Source organism: Faecalibacterium sp. OM04-11BH (genome assembly GCF_003482185.1).
In the GTDB taxonomy this organism is placed as follows: Bacteria; Bacillota; Clostridia; order Oscillospirales; family Ruminococcaceae; genus Faecalibacterium; species Faecalibacterium tardum.
This window is the reverse complement of sequence record NZ_QULS01000003.1, coordinates 140,607-165,173: the sequence shown is the minus strand read 5'-3', so window position 1 is coordinate 165,173 and position 24,567 is coordinate 140,607. Positions and strand designations below refer to the sequence as shown.

Below are 24,567 nucleotides of genomic sequence, written 5' to 3'. Positions count from 1 at the left end.
TTCGCCGTCTGCACAGCGGCAGGAAACGAAAGCTGCATATATGCAACCTGTTTCATGTTTCTGCCACCTAAAATGTACCAAATTCATGTCAAAATGGTAACAGTTCTTGTTTCATCGTTGATTTTTGACGAAAAAAGCTTGCTTTTTTTGTCAATGTGCGTATAATAAGAGAACATCAGCCCAACCAAGGCAGTTGGTATGCTGCCGGAGGCCTGACACCAACATAAGAAAAAAGGAGATATCCCTATGAAGCTCAAGACTGTTGCAATTGCCGCTGCCGCTCTGGCACTGGCTGTCGGCATGACCGCCTGCGGCGGTGCTGCCTCTACCGCTGCATCCTCCACCGCATCCTCTGCTGCTGCCTCTTCCGAGGCTGCTTCCTCCGAGGTCGTTTCCTCTGAGGCTGAGGCTACTTCTGCCGAGTACACCGTGTACAACACCACCGGCAGCAAGGTGACCGAGCTGTACCTGTACGATGCAGGCTCTGAGGACAAGGGCGAGAACCTGGCAGGCGAGGGTCTGGCTGACGGCGAGAGCATCGTCATCACCCGCGATGTCGAGGCTGACAAGCAGGCTGACGTTGTCTACGTTCTGGAGTTCACCACCGAGGACGGCAACACCCAGAGCTTTGACACCCTGCACTATGAGGTGGCTCCCATCTCTCTGAAGAGCGTGGACGCTGCTGCCGGTGCTACCGCTATTGCTTTCGAGGCTCCCCAGAAGTAAGAGCGACCCCTTACATCCGCAAATAGAAAAAGGCTGCTGCACCGTGCGTGCAGCAGCCTTTTTTGGCAGAGTGGATGATTTGAAATGGCTTCCGCGACAGAGTAAAACTCCCTCAGTCAAAGCCTGACGGTTTTGCCAGCTCCCTCTGGGAGGGAGCCTCTGGCGCGCCCGCAAACTTTGCACTTTAGCCGGAAGGTTTATCTCTATGCCAAAGGCCCCATCTCCGAGGGGGCTGGCGCGGCGATAGCCGCGACTGGGGGAGTGCTTAGCTTGCTGCAAATGCCGTTTACCGCTACGACCCCTTCCTCGTGAAAAAGCAAATCGGGAAAATCCGCAGATTTTCCCGATTTACAAATAAAAACATTCTTTCCGCTAATTATGCGCAGAGCATCGCGGAGCGCATTCAAATCGTTCTCTTCCCATCACATCCTGAACCCACGGAAGCCCCAGCCGCCGCAGCAGCAGTTGCACAGCAGGTTCAGCAAAATCATGCTCCAGCACCAGCGCAAAAGCCCGCCGGGCTGGGCGTAGGTGGTCTGGGTGCGGTAGGTCTGACCGGGGTTCTGCATCCGGCGCAGATGCATCTGGTACTCGGTGTTGTTCGGGTCCAGCTGCACGGCGCGGCGGGCGTCCTGCAAAGCGTCCACACTTTTGCCAAGCCCCTGATTGGCCAGCGAGGAGAGATAATACCACCGCGCATTGCGACCGGTCATGCCGTCCAGTACGCGGCGCGCCTCGGCGTAGCGGCCATTGGCCACAAAATTGCGGGCGGCCTGCATCTCCGGGGTGTCGGTGCCGGAGGCACTGGGCCCGGCCTGCTGATAGCCGCCAAAGCCAAAACCGAAGCCAAAGGGGTCGAAGCCCTCAAACCCGTCAAAGCCATCAAAGCCGGTGTAACCGTAGTTCTGCTGGCCGTAGCCCTGCTGCCCATAGCCTTGCTGGTTATAGCTCTGCTGCTGGTAGCCGCCGTAGGGGTTGCCGCCCATCTGGGGGCCGGTATCGCCCTTGGTAATGGCATCGTAGGCGGCTTGCACCTCCTTGAAATGCTCCTCCGCCGTGGGGTCGTTGGGGTTCAAATCCGGGTGCCAGCGCTTGCACTTGGCGCGGTATGCTTTTTTGATCTCGTCGTCGCTTGCGCCGCGCTGAACGCCCAGCACCTCATAGGGATCTCTCATGCTCGGTATACTTCCTCACTCATTATACTGACGGTACAGCATCGCTGCACCGCATCCGTTTTATTTTACCGGAACATCGGCACAAAATCAAGACGCATCGGGCTTTCCGGTGCGTTTTGCGTTTTTGCAGTTGTATTTCAGCCACACGCCGGAATACAGGATGTTGCGCAGCAGATCTGCGTCCTCCACGCAGGGCAGACGCTCAAAGTTCTGCGCGCAGCGTGCCAGCAGCAGCTCGAAGATGTCCAGCATCTCTTCCTCGTAGTCCGGGTGGGTGCTCAGCTCCCGCAGGGGGTTGTACGCGCCCCGGCGCTTGTCGCGGGGCAGGTCATCGTAGGCGTCCAGCAGGTAGATGAACTTGCCCAGATGGAAGCCGATGCTGCGCAGCTCCGGTGCCCAGCGATCCTGCCGGTAGTCGAACAGCTCTGCCATCAGTGCACCAAAGCAGCCGGACACCGCGTCAAGGTCGGTGCTGCCGGCGGCCTCATACTCGGCAAGCTTGGCAAGACAAGTGCGGATCGCATTGCACTGCCGCGGCCAGCGCTGGGCGGCCTCGGCGGTACTGTTGTCCAGCAAAGCGCTGTAGCCCAGCGCCAGCAGGTTGTGGTCGTCCTGCCATTTGTCCTGCGCATTATAGTAGTGCAACGCCACGCTCAGGTCGGCACAGTAGTCGGTGGGGTCGGCGCTGCGCCAAAGTACACCGTGTACCGGGTGGACGGGACAGCGGTCGATGCCGCTGTCTGCGGGCGTTTCGCCCTCGTACAGGCTGCACAGCAGGATATTTAAAAAGGTCAGGTCATAGCTCAGGCTGAATCGTCCCCGCAGCCCGTGCAAGGCGTCGATGCGGCGGCACAGCCCGCAGTAGGCTGAGCGGTAGCGGCTCTGCGCCTCGGGGCTGAGGCTGGCCCGATCCGGGATCACATATCCAAACATGGCGGCTCAGCTCTTTTTGATGAACTGGGTGCCGCAGCGCGGACAGGAGATCTGGATGCGTCCGCGTCCCCGGGGCACCCGCAGCTTCTGACGGCACTGGGGGCAGCGATAGTAGTGGTACAGCTTGCGGTTGGCCCACTGCTCCTTCAGGCTGCGGAACTTGTTGTTGAACCGGTCCTTCAGGCTGTAAAAGCGGTAGTTCTCCTCAGTGCGCTTGGAGATGTTGCGGCTCAGGCTGCGGTAGTAGCACAAAATCAGCAGTGCCGCGCCCAGCCATGTGAACAGGGAAACGCGGGTGAGCAGCGATACCAGCAGCATCACGATGGAGCTCATGCTCAAAAACTGGTTCAGGCCATCGGTGCCGTAGCGCCCGATCATGAATTGACGGAATTTTTCTCTCATAGGTTTTCGCATCCTCTTCTCTGGGGCTTTACACATGGAAACGCAGGGCAGCAGCGCCGCCCTGCGGAATACTTTGTACCTCTAGAATATCAGCCAACCATGATAAAATTTTGAACAGACTGCAAATCTATCATGAAAGGACGGACTTTAAGTGCGTCTACCCTTCCCGGCTGCGCACAGTGAGCACGGCTTCGGTGTCCAGCGCGCCTTCCATGCGGCAGTGCAGCACGGCGCGTCCGGCCTCGCCGGTGGTGGCAAGGTAGGTGCCCGCCATGCCGCCCCGCAGGGGCACCACGCTGGGACCCAGAATTTTCAGCGGCCCTTCCACAGACAGGCAGACGGCTTCGCCGCAGTAGGGCAGCAGGTTGCCGTTCTGGTCGATGGCGCGCAGGCTGACGGCGGCACAGTCCCATGTGGGGCCATCGGTCAGCAGGGGATTGTGCACGGTGCACTCCAGCCGGACGCTCTGCACCGGCTCCCGCACCACGGTGCGGACGGCGCGGCCATGCCACACCGCCTCGAACCGGTACACCGGCGCGGAGCTGCCCAGCACACCGATGTACTTGTAGTACATCCGCAGCAGCTCGTTCCAGCTCAGCCGCAGCGAGAGCATCCGCGCCTTGGAAAGGGGCGAAAGCGCCATGGCGTCCCGCCGCAGCTCATTGAGGATGGCGGCGACCTGTGCGCCGGTGGCGTGATCCATGCCTTCGTACTTTTCCAGCAGCGAGCCCACAAAATCATTGATCTCAATGGGCGGGTGGGGCAGGGCGGCAAAGCGTCCCCGGCGGTCGGGGCCAAACTCGGCCACAAAGTCATTGCCGCGGTACAGCCGCACGCTCTCGGCGTTGGTGAACACCCAGCAGGCGGCGGCTGCGCCGCCGGGCAGGTCGCCCAGCGTCATGGCAGAGGAGATCTCCAGCACGATGTCGGAGGGGGCGCGGGGCGTTTTCTGGCTGGCATAAACGGCGGCAGAAAGCTTCGGGTTGCGGAACAGATCCATCACACCATGGTAGCAGATGCGGTCGCCGCTGCCGAATTCCCGGTGGGTGTTGTAGTCGGTCATGCACCAGCCAAAGCTGCCCGCCACGCCCGGCTGGGCAATGCTGTCGTTCAGCACGGCGGCGTGGTGCAGCGCCTGCACCAGACGGTGAGGTTCATCGTCAAAGGGCTTGGCGGGGAAGTTCTGTCCGCCGAACTCGCTGATGAGGTAGCCCTTGCGGGTGTCGGGGGTCACGGCGGCGCGGTTTTCGCAGCCCGCGCCGCGCCCAGCGTAGGAATAATCGTTGTAGGCGTACACGTCCTCCAGCAGCTGGCTCTTACGGATGCTGCGGGTGCCCGCCGTGGGGCGGGTGGGGTCCAGCCGGTGGATGGCTTCGTTGGTGCGTTTATAAAAGGTCTCGTTGTCGGGGCTGCCGCTGATGCGGGCACCCCACAAAAAGATGCTGGGATGGTTGCGGTACTGGCACACCATCTCCCGGCAGTTTTGCAGCGCCTGCGCCTGCCAGACCTCATCGCCGATGTGCTGCCAGCCGGGCATCTCGGTAAATACCAGCAGACCCAGTTCATCGCAGGCGTCCAGAAACGCCGGGCTGGGGGGCGCATAGCAGGTGCGCACGGCGTTGCAGCCCAGCTCCTTTTTCAGCAGCTGGGCGTCCAGCCGCTGGATGCTGTCCGGCATGGCGTAGCCCTGATAGGGGTAGCTCTGGTGCCGGTCAAGACCGCGCAGCTCCACCCGTTGACCGTTCAGGTACAGCCCGCCTGCCACGAACTGCACAGTGCGGAAGCCGAACCGCACCGTTTTTTCGTCCAGCACCCGGTCGGGCAGACCGCCGGTGCCGGGGCGGATGAGCCGCACGGTCAGGGTGTACAGGGTAGGGTGCTCTAAGCTCCACGGGTGCACGTTGTTCAACGTGCCGGTGATGGGCAGGGAAAGCTCGCCGCTGTACACCGCTCGGCTCCCGGCGGGGCTGCGGATCTCGGCCTGCAGGGTGCAGCCGACCGTCTCGCCCACGGTGGCGGTGTAGATGCGGAAATCGCCCTCCGCCTTTGCTTCAATGAACACGTCCCGCAGGTAGGCGGGCTCCTTGATATCCAGACTGACGGCGCGGTAGATGCCGCCGTAGGTCAGCGCATCCAGCTGCCCGCCGAAGGGCGGGATGTTCAGATCCTCCCGGCTGTCGCAGCGCACAGCCACCACGTTTTTTTGTCCCAGACGCAGCGCGCCGGTCAGGTCCACCGTAAAGGCGGTATAGCCGCAGCCATGGTGGAACAGCCGCCGCCCGTTGCAGAACACGGTGGCATCGTGCGCCACCGCCCCGAAGGTAAGCAGCACGGTGCGGCCCAGCCACTCCTTGGGCGCAAAAAACTCCCGCCGGTAGCCGCACAGGCGCTGGTAGTCGTTCTCATTGCAGTAGTTATAAGGCAGGGGCTTGACCGTGTGGGGCAGCCGCACCGGGGTAAGGGGAAGCTCCGGGCACTCCGGGCGCACCAGCGCCGGGTCGAATGTGGGGGTGAACAGCCAGCCCTCGTTCCAATCGTAGTGTTCCATAGCAGGATCTCCGTCTGAGTGATAAGCTTATAGAGGTATGGTATCACAAAGTTATGAACGAAAAAAGCATTCGCGCCCCTTTTGTGCCGGAACAGCAGAAATTTTGCTGCGCTGCGAAAGCCGCCGGTGGCAGGTTGCCCAAGAAATACTTGGGAAAATTGTACAAAATCGCCCATAGAAATGGAGCCCCGGAACGCCGGCGGCGTTCCGGGGCTCTGAAATCATTTTCACGAGAGGGGCTGTATGTGAAAAAATGGATTGGGAAACTCTGTGGAGTTTCCCAATCCATAAATTTAAAATAATTCTTCCGCTGAAGATGCGCAGAGCAACGCGGAGCGCATAACAAATCTTTTATCTCAGCGGATAAAGTTGGTCATGGGGCGGGGCGGGTTCTGCGGGTGGTCGATCCCGGCGGCCTTACCGGCCTCGATGCAGTGCAGCAGCCATGCCATGTTGCGGCCAAGCTCCTGCATCACGGCGCAGCCCTCGGCGTCCTGCAGCACCTGCTCGGGGTTGGAGCCGTGCACCATGGCCCAGTAAGAGCCATTGACCAGCGGCATGTGGAAGAACTGGGGGTACTTGACCAGCTGGTCAAGAGTGGAGGTGGTACCGGCGCGGCGGGCAGAGCAGCAGATGGCGGCGGGCTTGTAGGCCAGATACTTGCCGCCCGCGTAGGCCAGACGGTCCATAAAGCTGGCCATGTTGCCCGCAGCGGAGGCGTAGTGCACCGGGCTGCCGAACACGAAGGCGTCGGCGGTCTTGGCCTTCTCAATGGCTTCGTTGACCACGCCGCCGAACACGCATCCGTTGCCGCTGCGGCAGCCGCCGCAGCCGATGCAGCCGCCCACGGGCTGACCGCCGACGTGCAGGATCTCGGTTTCGATGCCCTGTGCCTTCAGCTCCCCGGCAATAAGGGAAAGGGCGGTGTAGGTGCAGCCCTTCTCGTGGGGGCTGCCGTTGATGAGCAGAACTTTCATGCTGTATACTCTCCTTTGCTGAAATGCGCCGTAAAATGCGCAATATTGCTGCTATGATTGTAGCACAAAGCCGCCCGCAGCGCAATGCGGGCTCTTGACAATGCTATGCAGTTGGGAGATAATAAAGGATACGAAAGAGTTCAAACCGGCTGCCGCGGGGGCGGCAGCTACGGCAAGGAGGTAACATCATGCGCGTGATCGCAGGAGAAGCCCGGGGCCGCAGGCTGGAAGCACTGCCCGGCACCGATGTCACCCGCCCCACCCTCTCGCAGGTGAAGGAGGCGATGTTCAGCATCGTACAGTTTGACCTGCCCGGGGCACGGGTGCTGGATCTGTACGCCGGCAGCGGCCAGCTGGGCATCGAGGCGCTGAGCCGGGGTGCGGCCCGGTGCGTCTTTCTGGACGAGAACCGGGAGGCTGTAAGCATCGTGATGCGCAACTGCAAGGCCTGCGGCGTGTTTGACCGCAGCCGGGTGAATATCGGCGAGGCTGCGCGGTTTTTGTCGGCCTGCCGGGAACAGTTCGATCTGGTGCTGCTGGACCCGCCCTTCCGCGGCGGCACGCTGGAAAAGATCCTGCCGGCCGTGGAAAAGTGCGTTGCCCCCGGCGGCATCGTGCTGTGCGAGAGCGAAACAGGCATCGTGCTGCCCGCGCAGGCGGGCAGTCTGACCCTGCAAAAACAGTATAAATACGGCAAGGTGCTGCTGTGGAAGTACACAAAGCCCATGCAGCCCGCCGCTGAGCAGGAGGGAGAAGCCTTATGAACGTGAACGAGCTTTTGGATACCATTGAGGATGCACTGGAAGAGAGCGCAAATGTGCCCCTTTCCGGCGGCAAGCGCATCGTGAACGTGGAGCAGATCCGGGATTATCTGGACGAGGTGCGGGCGGCTCTGCCCGGCGAGCTGCGGCAGGCGCAGCAGATCGTGAACGACCGGGCACAGATCGTGGACAGCGCCAACGCACAGGCACAGGCTATTGTGAAAAAGGCCGAGGAGCGCGCCCGCATTCTGGTCAGCGACGCCGAGATCGTCAAGGCCGCCCAGCAGCGTGCTTCTGAGATCACCTCCGCAGCCCAGACCGAGGCACGCACCCTGCGCCAGACCGTGACCGACTACTGCGAGAATATGCTGCGCACCACCGAGGATACCATGGTGGAAAACGCCGCACAGGTCAAAAACATCCGTAACAGCCTGCGCCAGAACGCCAAGAAAAACGGCTGATAACGGTCAACTTTCCACACAAATTCCACACATTGCGGAAAATGCAGTCCCTGTGAGCAAAAATGACGGCTCACAGGGACTTTTTTTGTGGATTTTTGCGGCCAAAAGCCGCCCGAAAACCCTTGCATTCACGGGTCTGATTTGCTACAATAAAGATGTATCGGTGGGGCAAAGTGGGTAAAAGTAGGGCACACGCCCTGCAAACGCCCCTGAAAGGGGGAGCAGCGCGTGTTTTTTGGCCGTTATGATTACACCATCGACGCCAAGGGGCGGCTGAACTTCCCCGCAAAATTCCGCGATGCCATGGGCGAGAGCTTCGTGGTGCTGGAATGGGTGGACAACTGCCTGTTCGCGCTGCCCATGGAAGAAGTGGAGCGGCTGGCGGACAAGCTGGAAAGCGATGAGTTGATGGACAGCTGGGCCATCTCCGGCGATCTGTTCAGCACCGCCTGCGAGGTGGTGCCGGACAAGCAGGGACGTATTCTGCTGCCCGCAGAGTTGCGCGCCTACGCCGGGCTGGAAAAGGACGTGACCATCATCGGCAACCGCAACCACGCCGAGATCTGGGCCACCGAGGTCTGGAACGCCCGCCGCGCCGCCGTGACCAACGACCAGCGCGCCGAGCGGCTGCGCAAGCTGCACCTCTGATGCAAAAAACTAAAACCGAGAAAGGAGGCCGTGCCAATGGCCTTTGAAGAACAGCAGCCCTTTGACCCGGCCTCGTTTGAGCATATCCCCGTTTTGCTGAACGAGTGCCTGACAGGGCTTGCCATCGACCCGGCGGGCACCTATCTGGACGGCACCGCTGGCGGCGCGGGACATTCCCGCCAGATCGCTTTGCGGCTGGACGCCGCCAAGGGCGGCAGGCTCATCTCGCTGGATCAGGATCCGGACGCGGTGCAGACCGCGCGCTCCCGTCTGGCCGGGCTGCCTGCCACCGTGGTGCAGATCAATTTCCGTTATGCGGGACAGGCGCTGGAGCAGCTGGGCATTGAAAAGATCAACGGCGCGCTGCTGGATCTTGGCGTTTCCAGCCATCAGCTGGACGATGCCGCCCGGGGCTTTTCCTACCGGGCAGATGCACCGCTGGATATGCGCATGAGCCAGCAGGGCGAGACCGCCGCAGACCTTGTGAACACCGAAAGCCGCGAGGAGCTTGCCCGCATCCTGCGGGATTACGGCGAGGAACCCTACGCATGGCAGATCGCAGGAAAGATCGTGGAGGCGCGGGAAACTGCTCCCATCCTGACCACCCTGCAGCTGGCAGATATCGTGGCAAGCGCCATGCCTCCGGCAGAGCGCCGCAAAAACAAGAACCCTTCCCGCCGCACCTTTCAGGCACTGCGCATTGCAGTGAACCACGAACTGGACGCGCTGGAAGAGGGCTTGGATACCATTTTCGATCACCTTGCACCGGGCGGCCGGTTGTGCGTGATCACCTTCCACTCTCTGGAGGACCGGCTGGTCAAGAACAAGTTCCGCCGCTGGTCCACAGCCTGTACCTGCCCGCCGGAGTTTCCGGTGTGTGTATGCGGAGGCAAGGCAAAGGCAAAGCTTATCACCCGCAAACCCATTGAAGCTGATACGCAGGAGCTGGAGGAGAACCGGCGCAGCCGTTCCGCCCACCTGCGTGTACTGGAAAAATGCTGAGATGCCGAAAGCACCGGCATCGTGAGGAGGAGAGGAATCATGGGTCAGCCAGCATACGATCGTAACGCGGTGCGCCGCCGCAGGGCACCGCAGCCCCAGCGCAAAGCAAACCTGCGGGTAGCAAAGGGCGGCAAGCGGCGGTTGAACCCGCTGCAGGCCGCTGTACATAATGCCATGAATCTGGTGGCGGCAGCACTGCTGGTGGGCTTTGCCATCAGCCTGCTGTGGAGCGAGGCACAGCTGGTGGAGCTGAACGACCAGATCCAATCCACTAAGGCGCAGCTGGTCAGCGAACAGAGCCAGTATACCTACTACAACAGCACTCTGAACAGCAAGACCAACATTGCCAGCGTGGAGGAGACCGCAGGGCGGCTGGGTCTGATGAAAGTAGACCCCAGCCAGATCACCTACATCCGCTTGGGGGAAAGCGGCGCACTGGTGCGCCGGGAATCCACCGTGCGGCAATGGACCGACTTTTTGTACACCGGTGCGGTGAACATTCTGGGCACCGTGAGATAAACGGAAAAAGCGTGCGGCAGCGCACGCTTTTTTCGGTTTATGGACACCACAGTCTGAACAAATATAACAGCGCAGGGCGTGCGGAATGCAGTGCACGCCCCGCAGGAGAGAACCAATGCAAGAACCTTTCCGTAACAAAAAAAGCAGGGGCTACCGCCTGCGTCCGGCCACCGGACGGGATCGGCTGGACAGCCGGGTGCGGCGGATTTGCAGCCGTCTGGGCATCCTTGCGGTGGTGGTGGCGGCAGCCATCGTCATCCGCAGCCTGTATAATATCCAGATCATCCACGGAGCAGAGTACCGCCAGTACGCCGCCCAGCAGCAGCTGCTGGATACCACCATCAAGGCCACCCGGGGCGAGATCTATGATGCTTCCGGCATCACCCTTGCCTCCACCAGTGTGGTGTGGACCATCTGGGCAGACCCCAGTTACAGCAGCATCCTTTATACCAGCAAGACCAATGATGACGACACCGTGACCAAAACGCTGGACCCCGCCATGTGTGCCGAGGTGAGCCGGGAGCTGACGTTGCGTCTGCTCTCCGGGGACGGCGAGAGCTTGGACAGCGTGGATACCTCCTCGGCAGAGTACCAGCAGCAGTACCAGACCGTGTACGATGCACTTTCCCGGCTGGATTCTGCCTACGTCACCCTTGCCACCAAGGTGAACAACGCGGTGAAGCTTTCCATTGAAAAGTACGTCACCAGCTTCAACAAGGCGCACAAAAAGGCCACCGATACCTCCCGCAAGGGGCGCATCTCGGTGTCCTCGGAAAAGAGCTTCCAGCGCAACTACCCCTACGGTGCCTTTGCCGCAGCGGTGCTGGGCTTTACGGATGCGGATGGCGTCGGCACCTACGGACTGGAAAAATCCTACCAGTCCACCTTGGCCGGTGTAGATGGCCGCACCATCACCCAGCGCAACGCGGTGGGCAACGCCATTGCAGACGCCAACGCCACCACCTTTGCCGCCAAGGACGGCTCCAATCTGGTGCTGTCGCTGGACGTGAATGTGCAGGAAATCGCGGAGCGGTACCTGAACGAGGCCATTGCAGCCAATACGGTGGAAAACCGCGGCTGCGCCATTGTAATGAACGTTAAGACCGGCGCTATCCTTGCCATGGCTTCCAAGCCGGACTTTGACCCCAACGACCCGCTGAACTACACCGCCAACGAGGCTTATCTCAACGAGCTGGTGCACGCAGAGCCGGAGCTTTACGGCGTCTATAAAAAGGACGCCGACGGCAACTACATCACCGATGAACAGGGCAACAAAATTCTGGACGAGGAAGCGGACTATTCCGGCTACTACCGGGATATCCTGTGGAAAAACAAGGCCATCACCGAGCTGTACTACCCGGGCTCTGTGTTCAAGGTCATCACTTCCGCCATGGGCATCGACTCCGGCGTGGCGACCATGAACACCACCTTTACCTGCTCCGGCGCTTACGGCGTAGCCAAGGAAACCTACCACTGCGCAGGGCGCAAGGCGCACGGCCTGCTCAATATGGCCGAGGCGCTGCGCAAGAGCTGCAACATCTACTACATCCAGCTGGGGCAGCGTGTCGGCTCGCAGCAGTTCTATAACTACTTCGATGCCTTCGGCTTTACCGCCCGCACCGGGGTAGACCTGCCCAGCGAGACCAACTTTATGCAGTACTACCGCGCCGACCAGCTGGGCGAGGTGCAGCTGGCTTCCTCCTCCTTCGGTCAGGCCATGGCTATCACCCCGCTGCAGATGTGCACCGCCATTGCGGCCACCGTCAACGGCGGGTATCTGGTCACCCCCCATGTGGTGGATAAGATCACCGATGCCAACGGAAACGTCATTCAGGAGATCGGCGCAAACGTGCGCCGCCAGGTCATCAGCCAGAGCGCCAGCGAGGTCATCCGGGAGATGATGGAGTACGAGGTGGGCAACGGTACCGGCGGCGGCAAAAACGCCTATGTGTCCGGCTACCGCATTGGCGGCAAGTCCGGTACCTCCGAGCAGCTGAATATGCACCGCCGCGCCGACGGCGACTATAAAAAGGTGGCTTCTTTCGTGGCAGTGCTGCCCGCCAACGACCCGGAAATTCTGGTCTACGTCATGCTGGACGACCCCAACAACGCCCGGACGGACTATTCCTCCATCCTTGCAGCCCCTGTGGCGGGCAATATCATCAGCGAGGTGGCTCCCTATCTGGGCATCGCCACCGACGGCGAGGACCGCAGCGGCACCATCGTCACCGTGCCGAACCTTGTGGGCACCGAGTGGAGCAACGCGCAGGTAAGCCTGAATATTCAGGGCCTGAAGCATCAGCTGCAGGAGAGTCAGAGCAGCCAGTCTGCTGCCCCGGTCACCTACCAGTACCCCCACGCGGGCGCAAAGGTGCCCTACGGCACCACCATCTACCTGTATACCGATACCTACGAGGGCAGCCACACCGAGGTGCCGGATGTGACAGGCAAGAGCCCGGACTTTGCCCGCCAGATGCTGAGCGCCGCCGGGCTGAACTGCGTGGTGGAGGGCAGCGGCACGGTGCAGGCGCAAAGCGACGAGCCCGGCTCCAGCGTGCAGCGCGGCACCATCATCACCCTGACCTGTGGGTAAAACAGCTTTTTCGGCATCCTCGACCAAGGCTTTCGGCATAAAGCACTGCCGCAAGGCAGTGACGGATGAGGGTGCAGCATTCAATAGAACGAGAGGGGATAGAACAATGGAAAAGATCCATGCAAGCAAGCTTCTGGCAGGGCTGGTGCCTGCCGGAAAACTGACCAGTGACCCGGAGGTGGCACTGGTCACCACCGACAGCCGCGAGGTAAAACCCGGCTGCATTTTTGTGGCCTTCCCCGGCGAGCGGTTCGACGGCCATGATTTCGCCGCCCGTGCGCTGGAGCAGGGCGCGGAGTATGTGGTGGTCAACCACCCCGTGCCCGGTGTGCCAGAGGAAAAGGCCATCCTTTGCCCGGACAGCTACCACGCCATGATGGTGATGGGCGCAAACTACCGCAGCCAGTACCACCCCAAAATGGTGGGTGTGACCGGCAGCGTGGGCAAGACCACCACCAAGCAGATGACCTACGCCGCCCTGAGCGGCTTTGGCGAGACCATCAAGACCGAGGGCAACCAGAACAATGAACTGGGCATGCCCCGCACCCTGATGCGGCTGGAAAGCAGCACCGAGTACGCAGTCATCGAGATGGGCATGAGCCACGCGGGCGAGATCGACCGTCTGGCGCGGGCAGCACGGCCGGATGTGGGCATCATCACCTGCATCGGCGTGTCTCACATCGGCAATCTGGGCAGTCAGGAGAACATCTGCAAGGCAAAGCTGGAGATCTGCAACGGTCTGCCGGAGGGCGCACCGCTGGTGCTGAACTACGACGACCCCTTCCTGCGCAAGGCAGCGCTCCCCGCCCATGTGCGCCCGGTGTGGTTCAGCCTGAGCGATGAAAACGCAGACGTCTGCGCCCTGTCCATCCGGCAGGAGACCGACGGCATGAGTTTTGTGCTGGAAGATCAGGAGCACGGCACCTTTGTGGTGAACATCCCCGCCATGGGACGCCATAATGTGGCAAACGCTCTGGCTGCCTACTGCGCCGCCACCCGTCTGGGCTGCGACGCCAAGAAGGTCATCCATGGCCTTTCCAACTTTGAGCAGACCGGCCGCCGCCAGAAGGTGGTGGACAGCGAGGGCGTGACCGTCATCGAGGACTGCTACAACGCAAACCCGGACAGCATGAAGGCCGCGCTGGCGATGTTTAAAGATTTCCCCTGCAAGCGCCGCTTTGCCCTGCTGGGCGATATGCTGGAGCTGGGCGAGCTGAGCCGCGAAGCACATGAGGAGCTGGGACGCCTTGCCGCCGAGAGCGGGCTGTACTGCCTGATCACTTACGGCGAGCAGGCCAAGCGCACCGCTGTGGTGGCTGCGGCCAAGGGGGTAGAGACCCTGCACGCGGACAGCTACCGCGAGGCTGCCGATGCCCTGCTGAGCCGGGTGCAGCCCGGCGATGCCATTCTGGTAAAGGCCAGCCACGGCATGGCACTGGAAAAAGTGTTGGATATCTTCTACGCAGAGCATAAAGAAGCGGAAGTATAACTATTTGGCGAAATGGAGTGTCTGATCTATGGAGCGTTTCGCCTTGGCAGCGGCGGTGGTGCTGGGCTTTGCCCTTACGGCAGCCCTGTGCAGCCTGTTTGTGCCGCTGCGGCGGGTGCTGGAACGCCGCGAACAACAGCAGCAGCCGGTACAGTCTGAGCAGCCCCGGCCTGCACCCCTGCGCGCCCCGCTGTGGGGTGGGCTGTGTGCTGCGGCGGGCACGGTGGCTGCGGTGGGCGTGGGCTGGCTTGCCGCCTGCGTGGGCCAGCCGGAGCTGTTGGGCAGCGAAGGCCGGTTGATGACGCGGCTGCTCACGGCGCTGGCTGGGAGCCTTGCCTTTGGGGCAGTGGGTTTTGCAGAGGACCTTGCCCGGATGCGCAGCCCGGCGGCGCTGGGGCTGCGGCGGGACGTGCGGCTTTTGCTGGAAGCACTGGCTGCGGCCTTTGTCCTTTTGCTGCTGCGGGCAGCGGGCTGTCTGCCCCGGGGGCTGGGCGTGCCCGGGGCGGGGTATGTGCTGCTGGGCAGCGCCGTGCCCTTTTTGTGGGCGGTGCTCATGGTGGCACTGGCCGAGTGCGCTCGCATTGCCGAGCGGGACGAGGGCGCGGTGTGCGGTGCGGCCTTTGTGGCCATGCTGGCGCTGATGATGGTAGAGGCCGGTCTGGGTGTTTCCGGGCTGGCGGTGCTGCCCGGAGCGCTGGCCGGGGCACTGGTGGCACTGGGGCTGTGGGCGTTCCCTCCGGCAAGGCTGGGGGTGGGCTGCTGCGGCAGTCTGCTGGCGGCGGGTGCTGTCGGCTGTATCCCGCTCAGTCTGGACATGACCAGCCTGACCGTGCCGCTGGCGCTGCCCTTCTGGGTGGCGGGCGGTCTTTTGGCAGCGCAGCTGCTGTGTGCAAAGCGCACCGGCAAGCCCTTGCGCTGCTGGGTAAAAAAGCATAAAATGAGCCCGGAGACGGTGTTCCTGTGCAGCTTTGCGCTGAGCGCTGTCGGCTATGTGCTGGCGCTGGCGCTGCTGCGCTGGTGCTGACCGGGCACAGAGAGGGAAGGGAGCGCAGATGGCGACTATCCGCAAAAAACACAGAGCGCCGGTGTCGGTGTTCCAGCGAGACCCGGGCCCGTGGTCCCGGCTGCTGATCGACTGGCTGGCTACGCTGGCTGTTATTATGATCTTTGGGCTGGTGATGCTGTTCAGCGCCAGCTACACCACCGGTTACCTGCGCATGGGCGACAGCTTCCACTACATCAAGCAGCAGGCGCTGTGCATGATGATCGGGCTGGCCTGTATGTTCCTGATGAGTTATATGGATCACCGCTTTTTGCGCAAGATGGTGGTGCCGGGCTACATCATCGTGCTGGCCATGCTGGCCGTCACCCTGACCATGGCCCCTTTGAACGGCTGCCGCCGCTGGATCCGCTTCGGCGGGCTTACACTGCAATCCTCCGAGGTGGCAAAGTTTGAAATGATCCTGTTCAGCTCCCATCTTGCGGCAAAAGCGCCGCAGGTGGAGCGGCTGGACCCGGAGCGCCGCATCCTGCTTACCCCCCGGGAGTGGCTGCGGGTGCGGGTGTGGAAGCAGCTGGTGGTGCCGGTGCTGCCCCTTATACCGGTGGTCATCCTGCTGGCGATGGAGCCGCACATGTCCGGCATCGTGCTGACGGTGGCAGTGGTGGGCACCATCCTGCTGCTGTCCGGCAGCGGCGGTGTGCTGACATGGGCGGGTGCCATCACGGCAGGCGCCCTGCTGGAGACCCTGCTCTCCCATGTGGACTCCATCCCCTACCTGCAAAAGCGTCTGGACGGATGGACACAGGATCTGAGCAAGATGACCGACCAGACCGTGCAGAGCCTTTACGCCATCGGCTCCGGCGGGCTGAAGGGGCTGGGGCTGGGCAACAGCGTGGAAAAGCAACTCTGGCTGCCGGAAAGCACCAACGACTTCATCTTCAGCGTGGTGTGCGAGGAGCTGGGCTTCATTGGCGCAGTGCTCATTATCGTGCTGTTCGTGCTGTTCATCGTGCAGGGGTTACTCATCGCCTATAAGGCCGAGAACCTGTACTGCACCATGGTGGGCATCGGCATCATGGCACAGATCGCGTGGCAGGTGTTCTGCAATATCGCCGTGGTCACCAACACCCTGCCCAACACCGGCATCAGCCTGCCCTTCTTCTCCTCCGGCGGCACAAGCCTGATTTTGCTGCTGGCAGAAATGGGCGTGATGGTGAACATAGGCCGCAACGGCGAGCGGGTGGCGCAGCAGCGGGAGCAGATGCGTGCCCAGCGGGAAGCCGCCCGCGCTGAGCGGGAAGCAGAACTTGCCCGCAAGACCATTGACTTGGCTTCTGCCCGCGCAGCCCGCACAGAACAGTAAAACAAACCGCAAGCCCGCTCGGCCGCAGGCCGGGCGTTTATAAGGAGGAATCACCATGCGCGTTCTCATCGCAGCCGGCGGCACTGCCGGACATATCAACCCTGCACTGGCCATTGCCGGTGCTCTGAAAAAGGCTGACCCTACCGCCGAGATCCACTTTGCAGGCCGTAAGGAGGGCATGGAGTACCGTCTGGTCACACAGGCGGGCTACCCCTTCCACCACATCGAGATCACCGGGTTTCAGCGCAAGCTCAGTCTGCACAACATCAAGCGCAATATCATTACCCTGTGGAATCTGGCCCTCTCCGGCCCCAAGGCCAAGGCCATGATGAAGGAAGTAAAGCCGGATCTTGTCATCGGCTGCGGCGGCTATGTGTCCGGCCCGGTGGTGCGCTGCGCCGCCAAAATGGGCATCCACACCGCCCTGCACGAGCAGAACGCCTTCCCCGGTGTGACCAACAAGCTGCTGGCCCCGGATGTGGATATCGTGTTTGCCGCCGTGCCCGCCGCTGTGGAAAAGCTGGGCGCACCGGACAAGACCCTTGTGGTGGGCAATCCCGTGCGACCGGAGGTGTTTGTACAGGCCGCGAATCGCGAGGCCATCCGTGCACAGCTGGGTGCGGGCGACCGCACCGTCATCCTGTCCTTCGGCGGCAGCTTGGGTGCACGCCGGGTCAACGAGGTGGTGGCAGACCTGTGCGCATGGGAGCAGCACGAGCACAAGCCGGTGCTGCATCTGCACGCCACCGGGCAGTATGGGGTGCAGCTGTTTGAGCAGCTGCAAAAGCAGAAGGGCTTTGCCCCCGGCGACAGCCTTGTGGTAAAGGAATACATCAACAATATGCCGGAGCTGCTGGCTGCGGCAGACCTCGTCATCAGCCGCGCCGGTGCGCTGACGCTGGCCGAACTGGAAGCCGTGGGACGCGCCGCTGTGCTGATCCCCAGCCCCAATGTGGCGGAGAACCACCAGTACTACAACGCCATGGAGCTGCAAAAGGCCGGGGCGGCTGTGGTCATTGAAGAAAAAGACCTGACCGGCGAAAAGCTGGTGCAGACTGTTTCTACTATGCTGGCACAGCCCGGCAAGCTGGCCGAAATGGGCAAAAATGCCCACAGTCTGTCGGTGGACGACAGTCTGGACCGCATCACTGCGGCGCTGCTCAAGCTGGTCAAGACCCCGTGATGCAGACGTGGAATAAACAGGAAAGAAGGTGCGAATGATGCAGCAGAACCGTGACCGCAACGGCAGACCCCGGAACACGAGACCCTATGATCTGAACCGGGATGTAGCGCGCACCTCTGCGCCTTCGCAGGATCATACGCCCCGGAGCACCGGTAGCAGCCGCTACGGCTACAACGGCGAGCCGCTCAGCCGCCCGCCCTCCCGCAGCGCCAACGGCAGTGTGCGCTCCTCCCGGGCAGATAACAGCATCCAGTTCCCCACCCAGTCCCAGACCCGCCGCCCGGCGCAGGGGCAGGGGAGCAATACCACCCAGTACCCCTCTGGCAGCCGTCCGGCGGGCAGCAGACCCAAAAACGCGAAGTCCGGCGGCAAGCAGCGCCGCCCGGCAAACAATGCCCGCAGCGGGCAGAACAGCCGGAAAAACCAGAACGCGCAGAACCACCCGAACCGGCAGCACCCGGCGGGCAACGGTCAGCGCCTGCGCCCGGCGCAAAGCGCCCCGCAGCAAAACCCTGCCCGGCGGGAAATGCGCAAAAAGCGCAAGGTGACCCGCGCTACCCTGCGCCGCCGCCGGATACTGCGCCGCCTGACCGCCTTTGCCATGCTGCTGTGCGTCATTGGCGCAGGCATCTACCTGACCATGACCATGCTGTTCCGTATCAACTCCATTCAGGTGCAGACCCCGGACGGCAAGCAGGTGACTGAGATCGCGGGCTACTCCGCAGACAGCATTTTACAGCAGATGGGCGTGCAGCTGGAAGAGAACATCTTCAGCTTTGAACCCGGCGAAAAGGCCGCTGTGCTGGAGCAGAATTTCCCACTGCTGGGCTCCATCAAGGTGATCCGGGACTACCCCAACACCGTGGTGGTGCAGGTGACCGAGGCCGTGCCCGCCTACGCGGTGCAAAACGGCAATAAATGGCTTGTGATCTCGGACAAATGGAAGATCCTGTCCGAGGAAAGCACCCAGCCCGAGGGGCTTTGCACCCTGTACGGCGGCAAGCTGCAGGACACCACTCCGGGACAGGGCTTCTGGTTCGTGGACGATGCGGACGCGGCAAGCGCCTCCGGGTCGGAAACCGCCGAAAGTGAAAGCACGGTGAGCACCGAAACCGCCCGCATGGAAGCGCTGCGCACCTTGCGCAGCAAGCTGGAGGAATACGGCCTGTCGCAGGATGTGACGCGGCTGGAAGTGGCAGACACCGAGCAGCTTGCATTTTTGTATCAGGACCGCATCAGCGTGCTGCTGGGTACGCTGAACGATCTGGATTATAAGCTGGACCGCGCCCGCTATGTGCTGACCAACGCCGATGGCAAAGGCTGCGGCCCCACCGACACCGGACGGCTGGATTTCAGCCATACCAGCGCCAGCAGCACCCGCAAGATCTATTTTGCACAGGGCGAGCCTGCTTTGCCCTCCGGCTATGTGGTGCCGCCTAAGGTCGAGGAACCCGCCCCGGCAGAGGACGCCGCCGACAGCACGGACAGCACGGAAAGCGCGGATGCTGCCGACACCACCGAACCGGCAGCTGACGCGGACACCGAGCAGCTGCCCCTGACCCACCCTGACCGTATGACGGCCAACGAAGAAGAAAACCCCATGTAAAGAAGCTTTTTGGAGGAGACTGTATGAAGCTGGAACAACTGATGGAAGGCGTGCCCTTTACCCTTGTGCAGGGCAGTCTGGATACTGAGATCGCAGATATCATCTACGACAGCCGCAAGGCTGCCCCGGGGCTTTTGTTCGTGTGCATCGTGGGCACCCAGCGGGACAGCCACGCGTTTGCCGCCGACTGCGCCGCCAAGGGGGTCAGCGCGCTGGTCATCCAGCACGACATCGACCTTTCTGCTCTGTCCGGGGTGACCGTGGTCAAGGTGGAGAGCAGCCGCTATGCCATGGCGCTGATGAGCGCCAACCTCTTCGGCAATCCTGCCCGCCAGATGACCATGATCGGCGTCACCGGTACCAAGGGCAAGACCACCACCACCCACATGATCAAAAGCGTGCTTGAGGCCGCAGGCCGCAAGGTGGGCATGATCGGCACCAACGGCATCTACTATATGGGACGCCACAAGGACACCGCCAACACCACCCCGGAAAGCTACGAGCTGCAAAAGACCTTCCGGGAGTTTCTGGATGCCGGCTGCGACACCGCGCTGATGGAGGTATCCAGTCAGGGTCTGATGATGGATCGCGTGGCGGGCGTGCACTACGATGTGGGCGTGTTCACCAACCTTTCGCCGGATCACATCGGCCCCGGTGAGCACAAGACCTTTGAGGAGTACCGCAGCTGGAAGGGACAGCTGTTCAAGCGCTGCGACGTGGGCGTGGTGAATATCGATGACGAGAACACCGCCGCCCTGCTGGAGGGCCACACCTGCAAGCTGGTGACCTACGGCCGCGATGAAAAGGCCGACTACCGCGAGACCGGCTACAAACTGCTGCGCACCCACGATTTTCTGGGCGTTGCCTTCCACGTTACCGGCAAGGACGAGATGGACGTCAAGGTGAATATGCCCGGCGAGTTCAGCGTGTACAACGCGCTGGCTGCACTGGCCGTGGGCAAGGTGCTGGGTCTGCCGGATGCCGCCATCCACGATGGTCTGGGCAAGTGCGTGGTGAAGGGCCGTGTGGAGCTGGTGCCCATCAGCAAAAAGTTCACCATCCTGCTGGACTACGCTCACAACGAGGTATCCACCGAGAGCCTGCTTACCACCCTGCGCGCCTACAAGCCCCACCGTCTGGTGGTGGTGTTCGGCTGCGGCGGCAACCGCTCCAAGCTGCGCCGCTACGGCATGGGCGAGATCTGCGCCAAGATGGCCGATTTCTCCATCCTCACCGAGGACAACAACCGCTTTGAAAAGGTGGAGGACATCCTTGCGGATATCCGCGAGGGCATGAACAAGGGCAACCCAGACGCAAAGTTCGTGGAGATCCCCGACCGTCTGGATGCGCTGCACTACGCAGTGGATCACGCACAGGAGGGCGATTTGATCGCCGTCATCGGCAAGGGGCACGAGACCTACCGCGACCGCGAGGGCGTCAAGACCCCCTTCCTTGAGCGGGAGCTGCTGGAAGAATACGCACAGCAGATCGGGCTGGAATAAGCAAAAAAGAATAGTTGGATTCAGGAACACCGGAGCGTCTGCGGATGCTTCGGTGTTTTGTTTTTATGGGGAAATCGTGGATTTTTGTTGAAGATTCATTTGTTTTTCACGAGAATGAACCCTCTCAGGTGCTGCGCGCCAGATTCCCCCTTTTGTCACCTGCGGTGACATCTTCCCCCGGAGCGGGGGAAGTCTTTCCTCGAAGGGAGAGCTTTATTGCTGCTGACCGGTAGATGTTAAAAAGCTCCCCCTTTCGGGGGAGCTGGCAAAGCCGAAAGGCTTTGACTGAGAGGGTTACTGTGCAGCGGCCTTTTTGTGCCCTTTGGGAGCCCCTATATAAAAAGGAAGCAAACTGTGTCAGAAATGTAAAAGATAAAAATCTTTAACTAAAACCATTGACTTATCCGACGGTTTGATTATAATGGTCGTGTTCGATACCTCATAAATTTTAGGTAAATAATTAAACACAAGCAGTAAACATAAAGGAGAATACTACCATGACTTTCGAGGAAATGAAGAAGATCGTTGTCGATACCCTGAGCTGCGATGAGGACAAGGTGACCATGGAGGCCAGCCTGACCGAGGATCTGGAGGCCGACAGCCTGGACGCTGTGGAGCTGAACATGGCACTGGAGGAGGCCTGCGGCGTGTCCATCCCCGATGAGGAGCTGGCAAACCTCAAGACCGTGGGCGATATCTTCAACTACATCAATGCCCATGTCTGAGGCTGACCGAGGCGAAACGCGATGAACAGTATCAAAGACCTGCTGCCGGGCAGTATGCGGGAGCGCACCTTCCAGCTGAAAGCCCGGCGGGATGCGGGTGCCGTGTGGAACGACCCGCAGTTCGTGGAATGCAAAAAGTGCGGACGCCGCGCCACCCGCCAGATCTGGAACAAGGCGCAGTACGTCTGCCCCAACTGCGGGGTGCACCTGCCCATCGGCGGGTACTACCGCCTGAGCTTGATCCTTGACAAGGGCAGCTTCCGGGAGCTGGATGCCGACCTTGCCCCGCAGGATGTGCTGCAGTTTCCCGGCTACCCGGAAAAGCTGGAAGCACAGACCGGCAAGACCGGCCTGAAGGAAGCCGTCATCACCGCCACGGGGCGCATTGAGGGCACCCCGGTGGTGGCAGCAGTGCTGGACAGCCGGTTCTTTATGGGCAGTATGAGCACCACTGTGGGTGAAAAGATCACCCGCGCCGTGGAGCACGCCACAGCAAAGCACCTGCCGCTGATTATCTTCTCGGCCAGCGGCGGCGCCCGGATGCAGGAGGGCATTTTCAGCCTGATGCAGATGGCAAAGACCTCTGCCGCCATCGAGCGGTTCTCTGCCCGGGGCGGGCTGTACATCAGCGTGCTGACCCACCCCACCACCGGCGGCGTGACCGCCAGCTTTGCCAGCCTTGGCGATATTATGCTGGCCGAGCCCGGGGCGCTGATCGGCTTTGCGGGCCCCCGGGTCATTGAACAGACCATCGGCGAAAAGCTGCCCGCAGGCTTCCAGCGCAGCGAGTTCCAGTACGAGCACGGCTTTGTGGACAAGGTAGTGCCCCGTACCGAGATGCGCGAAACACTGGCGCAGCTGCTGCGGCTGCACGCCTGAGGGAGGGAGCGCCTTATGATCAAGGACATCTTACAACAGCTCGCACCGTTGGATGAAAAGATCGCCGCCCTGCGCGGCGACCCGGCGGACGAGAACATGACCGATATCACCAACCACGCTGCCGAGCTGGCAGAGCTTTCCGCACAGGAGGACGCTTTGCTGTCCGGCTGCGGGGCACTGACCGCAGAGGACAGGGTCTTTCTGGCCCGTCACCCGGAGCGCCCCCACATCGATGAGATCGTGGATGCACTGTTCACCGACTTCTTTGAGCAGTGCGGCGACCGCCAGTGCAAGGAAGATGCCGCCATTCTGGGCGGTGTGGCGCTGTTCCACGGCCAGCCGGTCACAGTCATCGGCCACCGCAAGGGCAGCACGCTGGAAGAAAACCTGCGCTGCAACTTCGGTATGCCCGGGCCGGAGGGCTACCGCAAGGCCCTGCGCCTGATGAAGCAGGCCGAAAAGTTTGACCGTCCCATCATCACCTTCATTGACACCCCGGGCGCATACCCCGGCAAGGACGCCGAGGAGCGCGGACAGGGCGAAGCCATTGCCCGCAACCTGATGGAGATGAGCGGCCTGACCGTGCCGGTGATCGCAGTGGTCACCGGTGAAGGCTCCTCCGGCGGCGCACTGGCGCTGGGTGTGGCAAACCGCATCCTGATGCTGGAAAACGCCGTCTACTCGGTGCTGAGCCCCGAGGGCTTTGCCAGCATCCTGTGGAAGGATTCCTCCCGCAGCGGCGAAGCCTGCGAGATCATGAAGCTGACCGCACAGGATCTGTACAAGGACGGCATCGTGGAGGAGATCATCCCGGAGCCGGTGGGCGGCGCACAGCGCGCCCACGGGGTACTGTTCGGTGATCTGGATGAGGCACTGCGGCGTCAGCTGCGCAGCCTTGCCCGCATGAACGGCCGTCAGCTGGCCGAGCAGCGCTACCAGAAATTCCGTCAGATCGGAGAAATGAGGAAAGCATGAAGGGTTTGCGTCTGATCGCCACCGGCGGGGCTTTGCCCGGCCGCACGGTCACCAACGAAGAGCTGAGCCGCACCGTGGATACCAGCGACGAGTGGATCACCACCCGCACCGGCATCCGTACCCGGCACTACTGCACCGAGGGCGAAAACGCCGCCACACTGGCCATTGCCGCCGCAAAGCAGGCGCTGCAGCGCAGCGGTCTTGCTCCGGCAGACATTGCCTGCTGCGTCTGCGCCACCCTTTCCGCGCCGGATGCCACCCCAAGCGTGGCCTGTCAGGTGCAGGCGGCGCTGGCACTGCCGGAAAACCGCCCTGCACTGGACGTGAACGCCGCCTGCTCCGGCTTTTTGTACGGCACGGCGGTGGCGCGCGGCCTGCTGGCTACGCTGGGCGGGCAGTACGCGCTGGTCATCGGCACAGAGGCGCTCTCCCGCCTGATGGACCCCGCCGACCGCTCCACCTGTGTGCTGTTCGGCGATGGTGCCGGTGCGGCGGTGTTTGAACTGACCGACACCTCGGTGCCCTTTGCCATCACGCTGGGCGCCCGGGGCGATGCCGCCATCCATGCCGGCGGCCCCAGCCGCGCAGGCTCGGCACCCATCAGCATGGACGGCAGGGCGGTGTTCCGCTTTGCGGTGGATGCCCTGCCCAAATGTCTGCACACCGTGCTGGACGAGACCGGCCTTACGCTGGACAATCTGGACTGGGTGGTCTGTCATCAGGCCAACAGCCGCATCATTGACCACTGCGTCAAGGCGCTGCACGCCGACGGTGCAAAGTTCTACAAAAACATGGATCGCCACGGCAACACCAGTGCTGCCAGCATCCCGGTGGCACTGAACGAGCTGGCTGAGAGCGGCCAGCTGCACCCCGGCCAGACCCTTGCCTGCATCGGCTTTGGCGGCGGCCTGACATGGGGCGGCATGATCGTGGAATATGACCCTCTCAGGCGCTGACGCGCCAGCTCCCCCGAAGGGGGAGCTTTATGGGCGGGTAGGGTCAGCGTGCTTTCCAAGGAAAGGTTAAACTGACAGAAAAGCAGAAAAAAGCTCCCCCCTCGGGGGAGCTGGCAATGCCGGAAGGCATTGACTGAGAGG

22 protein-coding genes are annotated in these 24,567 nt (G+C 61.7%); 17 read left to right on the top strand and 5 right to left on the bottom strand.

The window, feature by feature from the left end; genetic code table 11:
- Positions 1–246: 246 nt before the first annotated feature.
- Positions 247–726 (top strand): hypothetical protein, encoded by a 480-nt coding sequence (locus DXB44_RS04355; RefSeq protein ID WP_015537396.1) that lies wholly within the window; start codon positions 247–249, stop codon positions 724–726.
- Between the two features lie 422 nt (positions 727–1,148).
- On the opposite strand, the gene DXB44_RS04350 is transcribed toward DXB44_RS04355, so the two are convergent.
- From DXB44_RS04350 to DXB44_RS04330, 5 genes are all read right to left on the bottom strand, one after another.
- The gene (locus DXB44_RS04350) at positions 1,149–1,901 is read right to left on the bottom strand and encodes a J domain-containing protein (RefSeq protein WP_118657873.1); all 753 of its coding nucleotides are present in this window, start codon (positions 1,899–1,901) and stop codon (positions 1,149–1,151) included.
- A gap of 87 nt (positions 1,902–1,988) precedes the next feature.
- Positions 1,989–2,834: a DUF5685 family protein gene (locus DXB44_RS04345; protein ID WP_118657872.1), complete on the bottom strand. Its 846-nt coding sequence runs from the start codon at positions 2,832–2,834 to the stop codon at positions 1,989–1,991.
- 6 nt (positions 2,835–2,840) lie between these two features.
- Positions 2,841–3,236 (bottom strand): hypothetical protein, encoded by a 396-nt coding sequence (locus tag DXB44_RS04340; protein ID WP_055185500.1) that lies wholly within the window; start codon positions 3,234–3,236, stop codon positions 2,841–2,843.
- A 157-nt stretch (positions 3,237–3,393) separates the two neighbouring features.
- A complete protein-coding gene (locus DXB44_RS04335; RefSeq protein ID WP_118657871.1) occupies positions 3,394–5,784 on the bottom strand; it encodes a glycoside hydrolase family 2 TIM barrel-domain containing protein in 2,391 nt (796 codons plus the stop codon).
- Between the two features lie 356 nt (positions 5,785–6,140).
- Positions 6,141–6,761, bottom strand: a complete 621-nt coding sequence (locus DXB44_RS04330) for a flavodoxin family protein (RefSeq protein WP_055185498.1) — start codon at positions 6,759–6,761, stop codon at positions 6,141–6,143.
- 188 nt (positions 6,762–6,949) lie between these two features.
- Between DXB44_RS04330 and rsmD the strand changes: the two genes are divergently transcribed.
- The 16 genes from rsmD (at position 6,950) to DXB44_RS04250 (ending at position 24,426) form a co-directional block, all read left to right on the top strand.
- Entirely contained in the window at positions 6,950–7,525 is a 576-nt protein-coding gene (gene rsmD, locus DXB44_RS04325) for a 16S rRNA (guanine(966)-N(2))-methyltransferase RsmD (RefSeq protein ID WP_097778484.1), read from the top strand.
- Complete coding sequence (locus tag DXB44_RS04320; RefSeq protein WP_118657870.1) at positions 7,522–7,983, top strand: ATPase; 462 nt, start codon at positions 7,522–7,524, stop codon at positions 7,981–7,983. Before rsmD ends, DXB44_RS04320 begins: the two co-directional genes overlap by 4 nt.
- 228 nt (positions 7,984–8,211) lie before the next feature.
- Positions 8,212–8,631, top strand: coding sequence for a division/cell wall cluster transcriptional repressor MraZ (gene mraZ / locus DXB44_RS04315; RefSeq protein WP_118657869.1), 420 nt, complete (start codon positions 8,212–8,214; stop codon positions 8,629–8,631).
- Between the two features lie 36 nt (positions 8,632–8,667).
- Entirely contained in the window at positions 8,668–9,633 is a 966-nt protein-coding gene (gene rsmH, locus DXB44_RS04310; RefSeq protein ID WP_055185495.1) for a 16S rRNA (cytosine(1402)-N(4))-methyltransferase RsmH, read from the top strand.
- A 39-nt stretch (positions 9,634–9,672) separates the two neighbouring features.
- Positions 9,673–10,152 (top strand): hypothetical protein, encoded by a 480-nt coding sequence (locus DXB44_RS04305; RefSeq protein WP_055185494.1) that lies wholly within the window; start codon positions 9,673–9,675, stop codon positions 10,150–10,152.
- Positions 10,153–10,267: 115 nt separating this feature from the next.
- Positions 10,268–12,745, top strand: a complete 2,478-nt coding sequence (locus DXB44_RS04300) for a PASTA domain-containing penicillin-binding protein (protein ID WP_118657868.1) — start codon at positions 10,268–10,270, stop codon at positions 12,743–12,745.
- 106 nt (positions 12,746–12,851) lie between these two features.
- Positions 12,852–14,234, top strand: a complete 1,383-nt coding sequence (murF, locus tag DXB44_RS04295; protein WP_118657867.1) for a UDP-N-acetylmuramoyl-tripeptide--D-alanyl-D-alanine ligase — start codon at positions 12,852–12,854, stop codon at positions 14,232–14,234.
- A 28-nt stretch (positions 14,235–14,262) separates the two neighbouring features.
- Complete coding sequence (locus tag DXB44_RS04290) at positions 14,263–15,258, top strand: glycosyl transferase family 4 (RefSeq protein WP_118657866.1); 996 nt, start codon at positions 14,263–14,265, stop codon at positions 15,256–15,258.
- 28 nt (positions 15,259–15,286) lie between these two features.
- Positions 15,287–16,600: an FtsW/RodA/SpoVE family cell cycle protein gene (locus DXB44_RS04285; protein ID WP_097778490.1), complete on the top strand. Its 1,314-nt coding sequence runs from the start codon at positions 15,287–15,289 to the stop codon at positions 16,598–16,600.
- A 55-nt stretch (positions 16,601–16,655) separates the two neighbouring features.
- Positions 16,656–17,783, top strand: a complete 1,128-nt coding sequence (murG, locus tag DXB44_RS04280; protein WP_118657865.1) for an undecaprenyldiphospho-muramoylpentapeptide beta-N-acetylglucosaminyltransferase — start codon at positions 16,656–16,658, stop codon at positions 17,781–17,783.
- 34 nt (positions 17,784–17,817) lie between these two features.
- Positions 17,818–19,389, top strand: coding sequence for an FtsQ-type POTRA domain-containing protein (locus DXB44_RS04275; protein ID WP_118657864.1), 1,572 nt, complete (start codon positions 17,818–17,820; stop codon positions 19,387–19,389).
- A gap of 23 nt (positions 19,390–19,412) precedes the next feature.
- Positions 19,413–20,891, top strand: coding sequence for a UDP-N-acetylmuramoyl-L-alanyl-D-glutamate--2,6-diaminopimelate ligase (locus tag DXB44_RS04270; RefSeq protein WP_118657863.1), 1,479 nt, complete (start codon positions 19,413–19,415; stop codon positions 20,889–20,891).
- A gap of 497 nt (positions 20,892–21,388) precedes the next feature.
- Entirely contained in the window at positions 21,389–21,616 is a 228-nt protein-coding gene (gene acpP / locus DXB44_RS04265; RefSeq protein ID WP_015537410.1) for an acyl carrier protein, read from the top strand.
- A gap of 21 nt (positions 21,617–21,637) precedes the next feature.
- Positions 21,638–22,495, top strand: coding sequence for an acetyl-CoA carboxylase, carboxyltransferase subunit beta (gene accD, locus DXB44_RS04260; protein WP_097778494.1), 858 nt, complete (start codon positions 21,638–21,640; stop codon positions 22,493–22,495).
- Positions 22,496–22,510: 15 nt separating this feature from the next.
- Complete coding sequence (locus DXB44_RS04255) at positions 22,511–23,470, top strand: acetyl-CoA carboxylase carboxyltransferase subunit alpha (protein ID WP_118657862.1); 960 nt, start codon at positions 22,511–22,513, stop codon at positions 23,468–23,470.
- Complete coding sequence (locus DXB44_RS04250; RefSeq protein ID WP_118657861.1) at positions 23,467–24,426, top strand: beta-ketoacyl-ACP synthase 3; 960 nt, start codon at positions 23,467–23,469, stop codon at positions 24,424–24,426. The genes DXB44_RS04255 and DXB44_RS04250 overlap by 4 nt, the downstream gene beginning before the upstream one ends.
- The last annotated feature ends 141 nt before the right edge of the window (positions 24,427–24,567 follow it).

Coding starts and splice junctions, on each gene's coding strand:
- DXB44_RS04355 (WP_015537396.1), top strand. CDS start 247: ATGAAGCTCAAGACTGTTGCAATTGCCGCTGCCGCTCTGGCACTGGCT.
- DXB44_RS04350 (WP_118657873.1), bottom strand. CDS start 1,901: ATGAGAGATCCCTATGAGGTGCTGGGCGTTCAGCGCGGCGCAAGCGAC.
- DXB44_RS04345 (WP_118657872.1), bottom strand. CDS start 2,834: ATGTTTGGATATGTGATCCCGGATCGGGCCAGCCTCAGCCCCGAGGCG.
- DXB44_RS04340 (WP_055185500.1), bottom strand. CDS start 3,236: ATGAGAGAAAAATTCCGTCAATTCATGATCGGGCGCTACGGCACCGAT.
- DXB44_RS04335 (WP_118657871.1), bottom strand. CDS start 5,784: ATGGAACACTACGATTGGAACGAGGGCTGGCTGTTCACCCCCACATTC.
- DXB44_RS04330 (WP_055185498.1), bottom strand. CDS start 6,761: ATGAAAGTTCTGCTCATCAACGGCAGCCCCCACGAGAAGGGCTGCACC.
- rsmD (WP_097778484.1), top strand. CDS start 6,950: ATGCGCGTGATCGCAGGAGAAGCCCGGGGCCGCAGGCTGGAAGCACTG.
- DXB44_RS04320 (WP_118657870.1), top strand. CDS start 7,522: ATGAACGTGAACGAGCTTTTGGATACCATTGAGGATGCACTGGAAGAG.
- rsmH (WP_055185495.1), top strand. CDS start 8,668: ATGGCCTTTGAAGAACAGCAGCCCTTTGACCCGGCCTCGTTTGAGCAT.
- DXB44_RS04305 (WP_055185494.1), top strand. CDS start 9,673: ATGGGTCAGCCAGCATACGATCGTAACGCGGTGCGCCGCCGCAGGGCA.
- DXB44_RS04300 (WP_118657868.1), top strand. CDS start 10,268: ATGCAAGAACCTTTCCGTAACAAAAAAAGCAGGGGCTACCGCCTGCGT.
- murF (WP_118657867.1), top strand. CDS start 12,852: ATGGAAAAGATCCATGCAAGCAAGCTTCTGGCAGGGCTGGTGCCTGCC.
- DXB44_RS04290 (WP_118657866.1), top strand. CDS start 14,263: ATGGAGCGTTTCGCCTTGGCAGCGGCGGTGGTGCTGGGCTTTGCCCTT.
- DXB44_RS04285 (WP_097778490.1), top strand. CDS start 15,287: ATGGCGACTATCCGCAAAAAACACAGAGCGCCGGTGTCGGTGTTCCAG.
- murG (WP_118657865.1), top strand. CDS start 16,656: ATGCGCGTTCTCATCGCAGCCGGCGGCACTGCCGGACATATCAACCCT.
- DXB44_RS04275 (WP_118657864.1), top strand. CDS start 17,818: ATGATGCAGCAGAACCGTGACCGCAACGGCAGACCCCGGAACACGAGA.
- DXB44_RS04270 (WP_118657863.1), top strand. CDS start 19,413: ATGAAGCTGGAACAACTGATGGAAGGCGTGCCCTTTACCCTTGTGCAG.
- acpP (WP_015537410.1), top strand. CDS start 21,389: ATGACTTTCGAGGAAATGAAGAAGATCGTTGTCGATACCCTGAGCTGC.
- accD (WP_097778494.1), top strand. CDS start 21,638: ATGAACAGTATCAAAGACCTGCTGCCGGGCAGTATGCGGGAGCGCACC.
- DXB44_RS04255 (WP_118657862.1), top strand. CDS start 22,511: ATGATCAAGGACATCTTACAACAGCTCGCACCGTTGGATGAAAAGATC.
- DXB44_RS04250 (WP_118657861.1), top strand. CDS start 23,467: ATGAAGGGTTTGCGTCTGATCGCCACCGGCGGGGCTTTGCCCGGCCGC.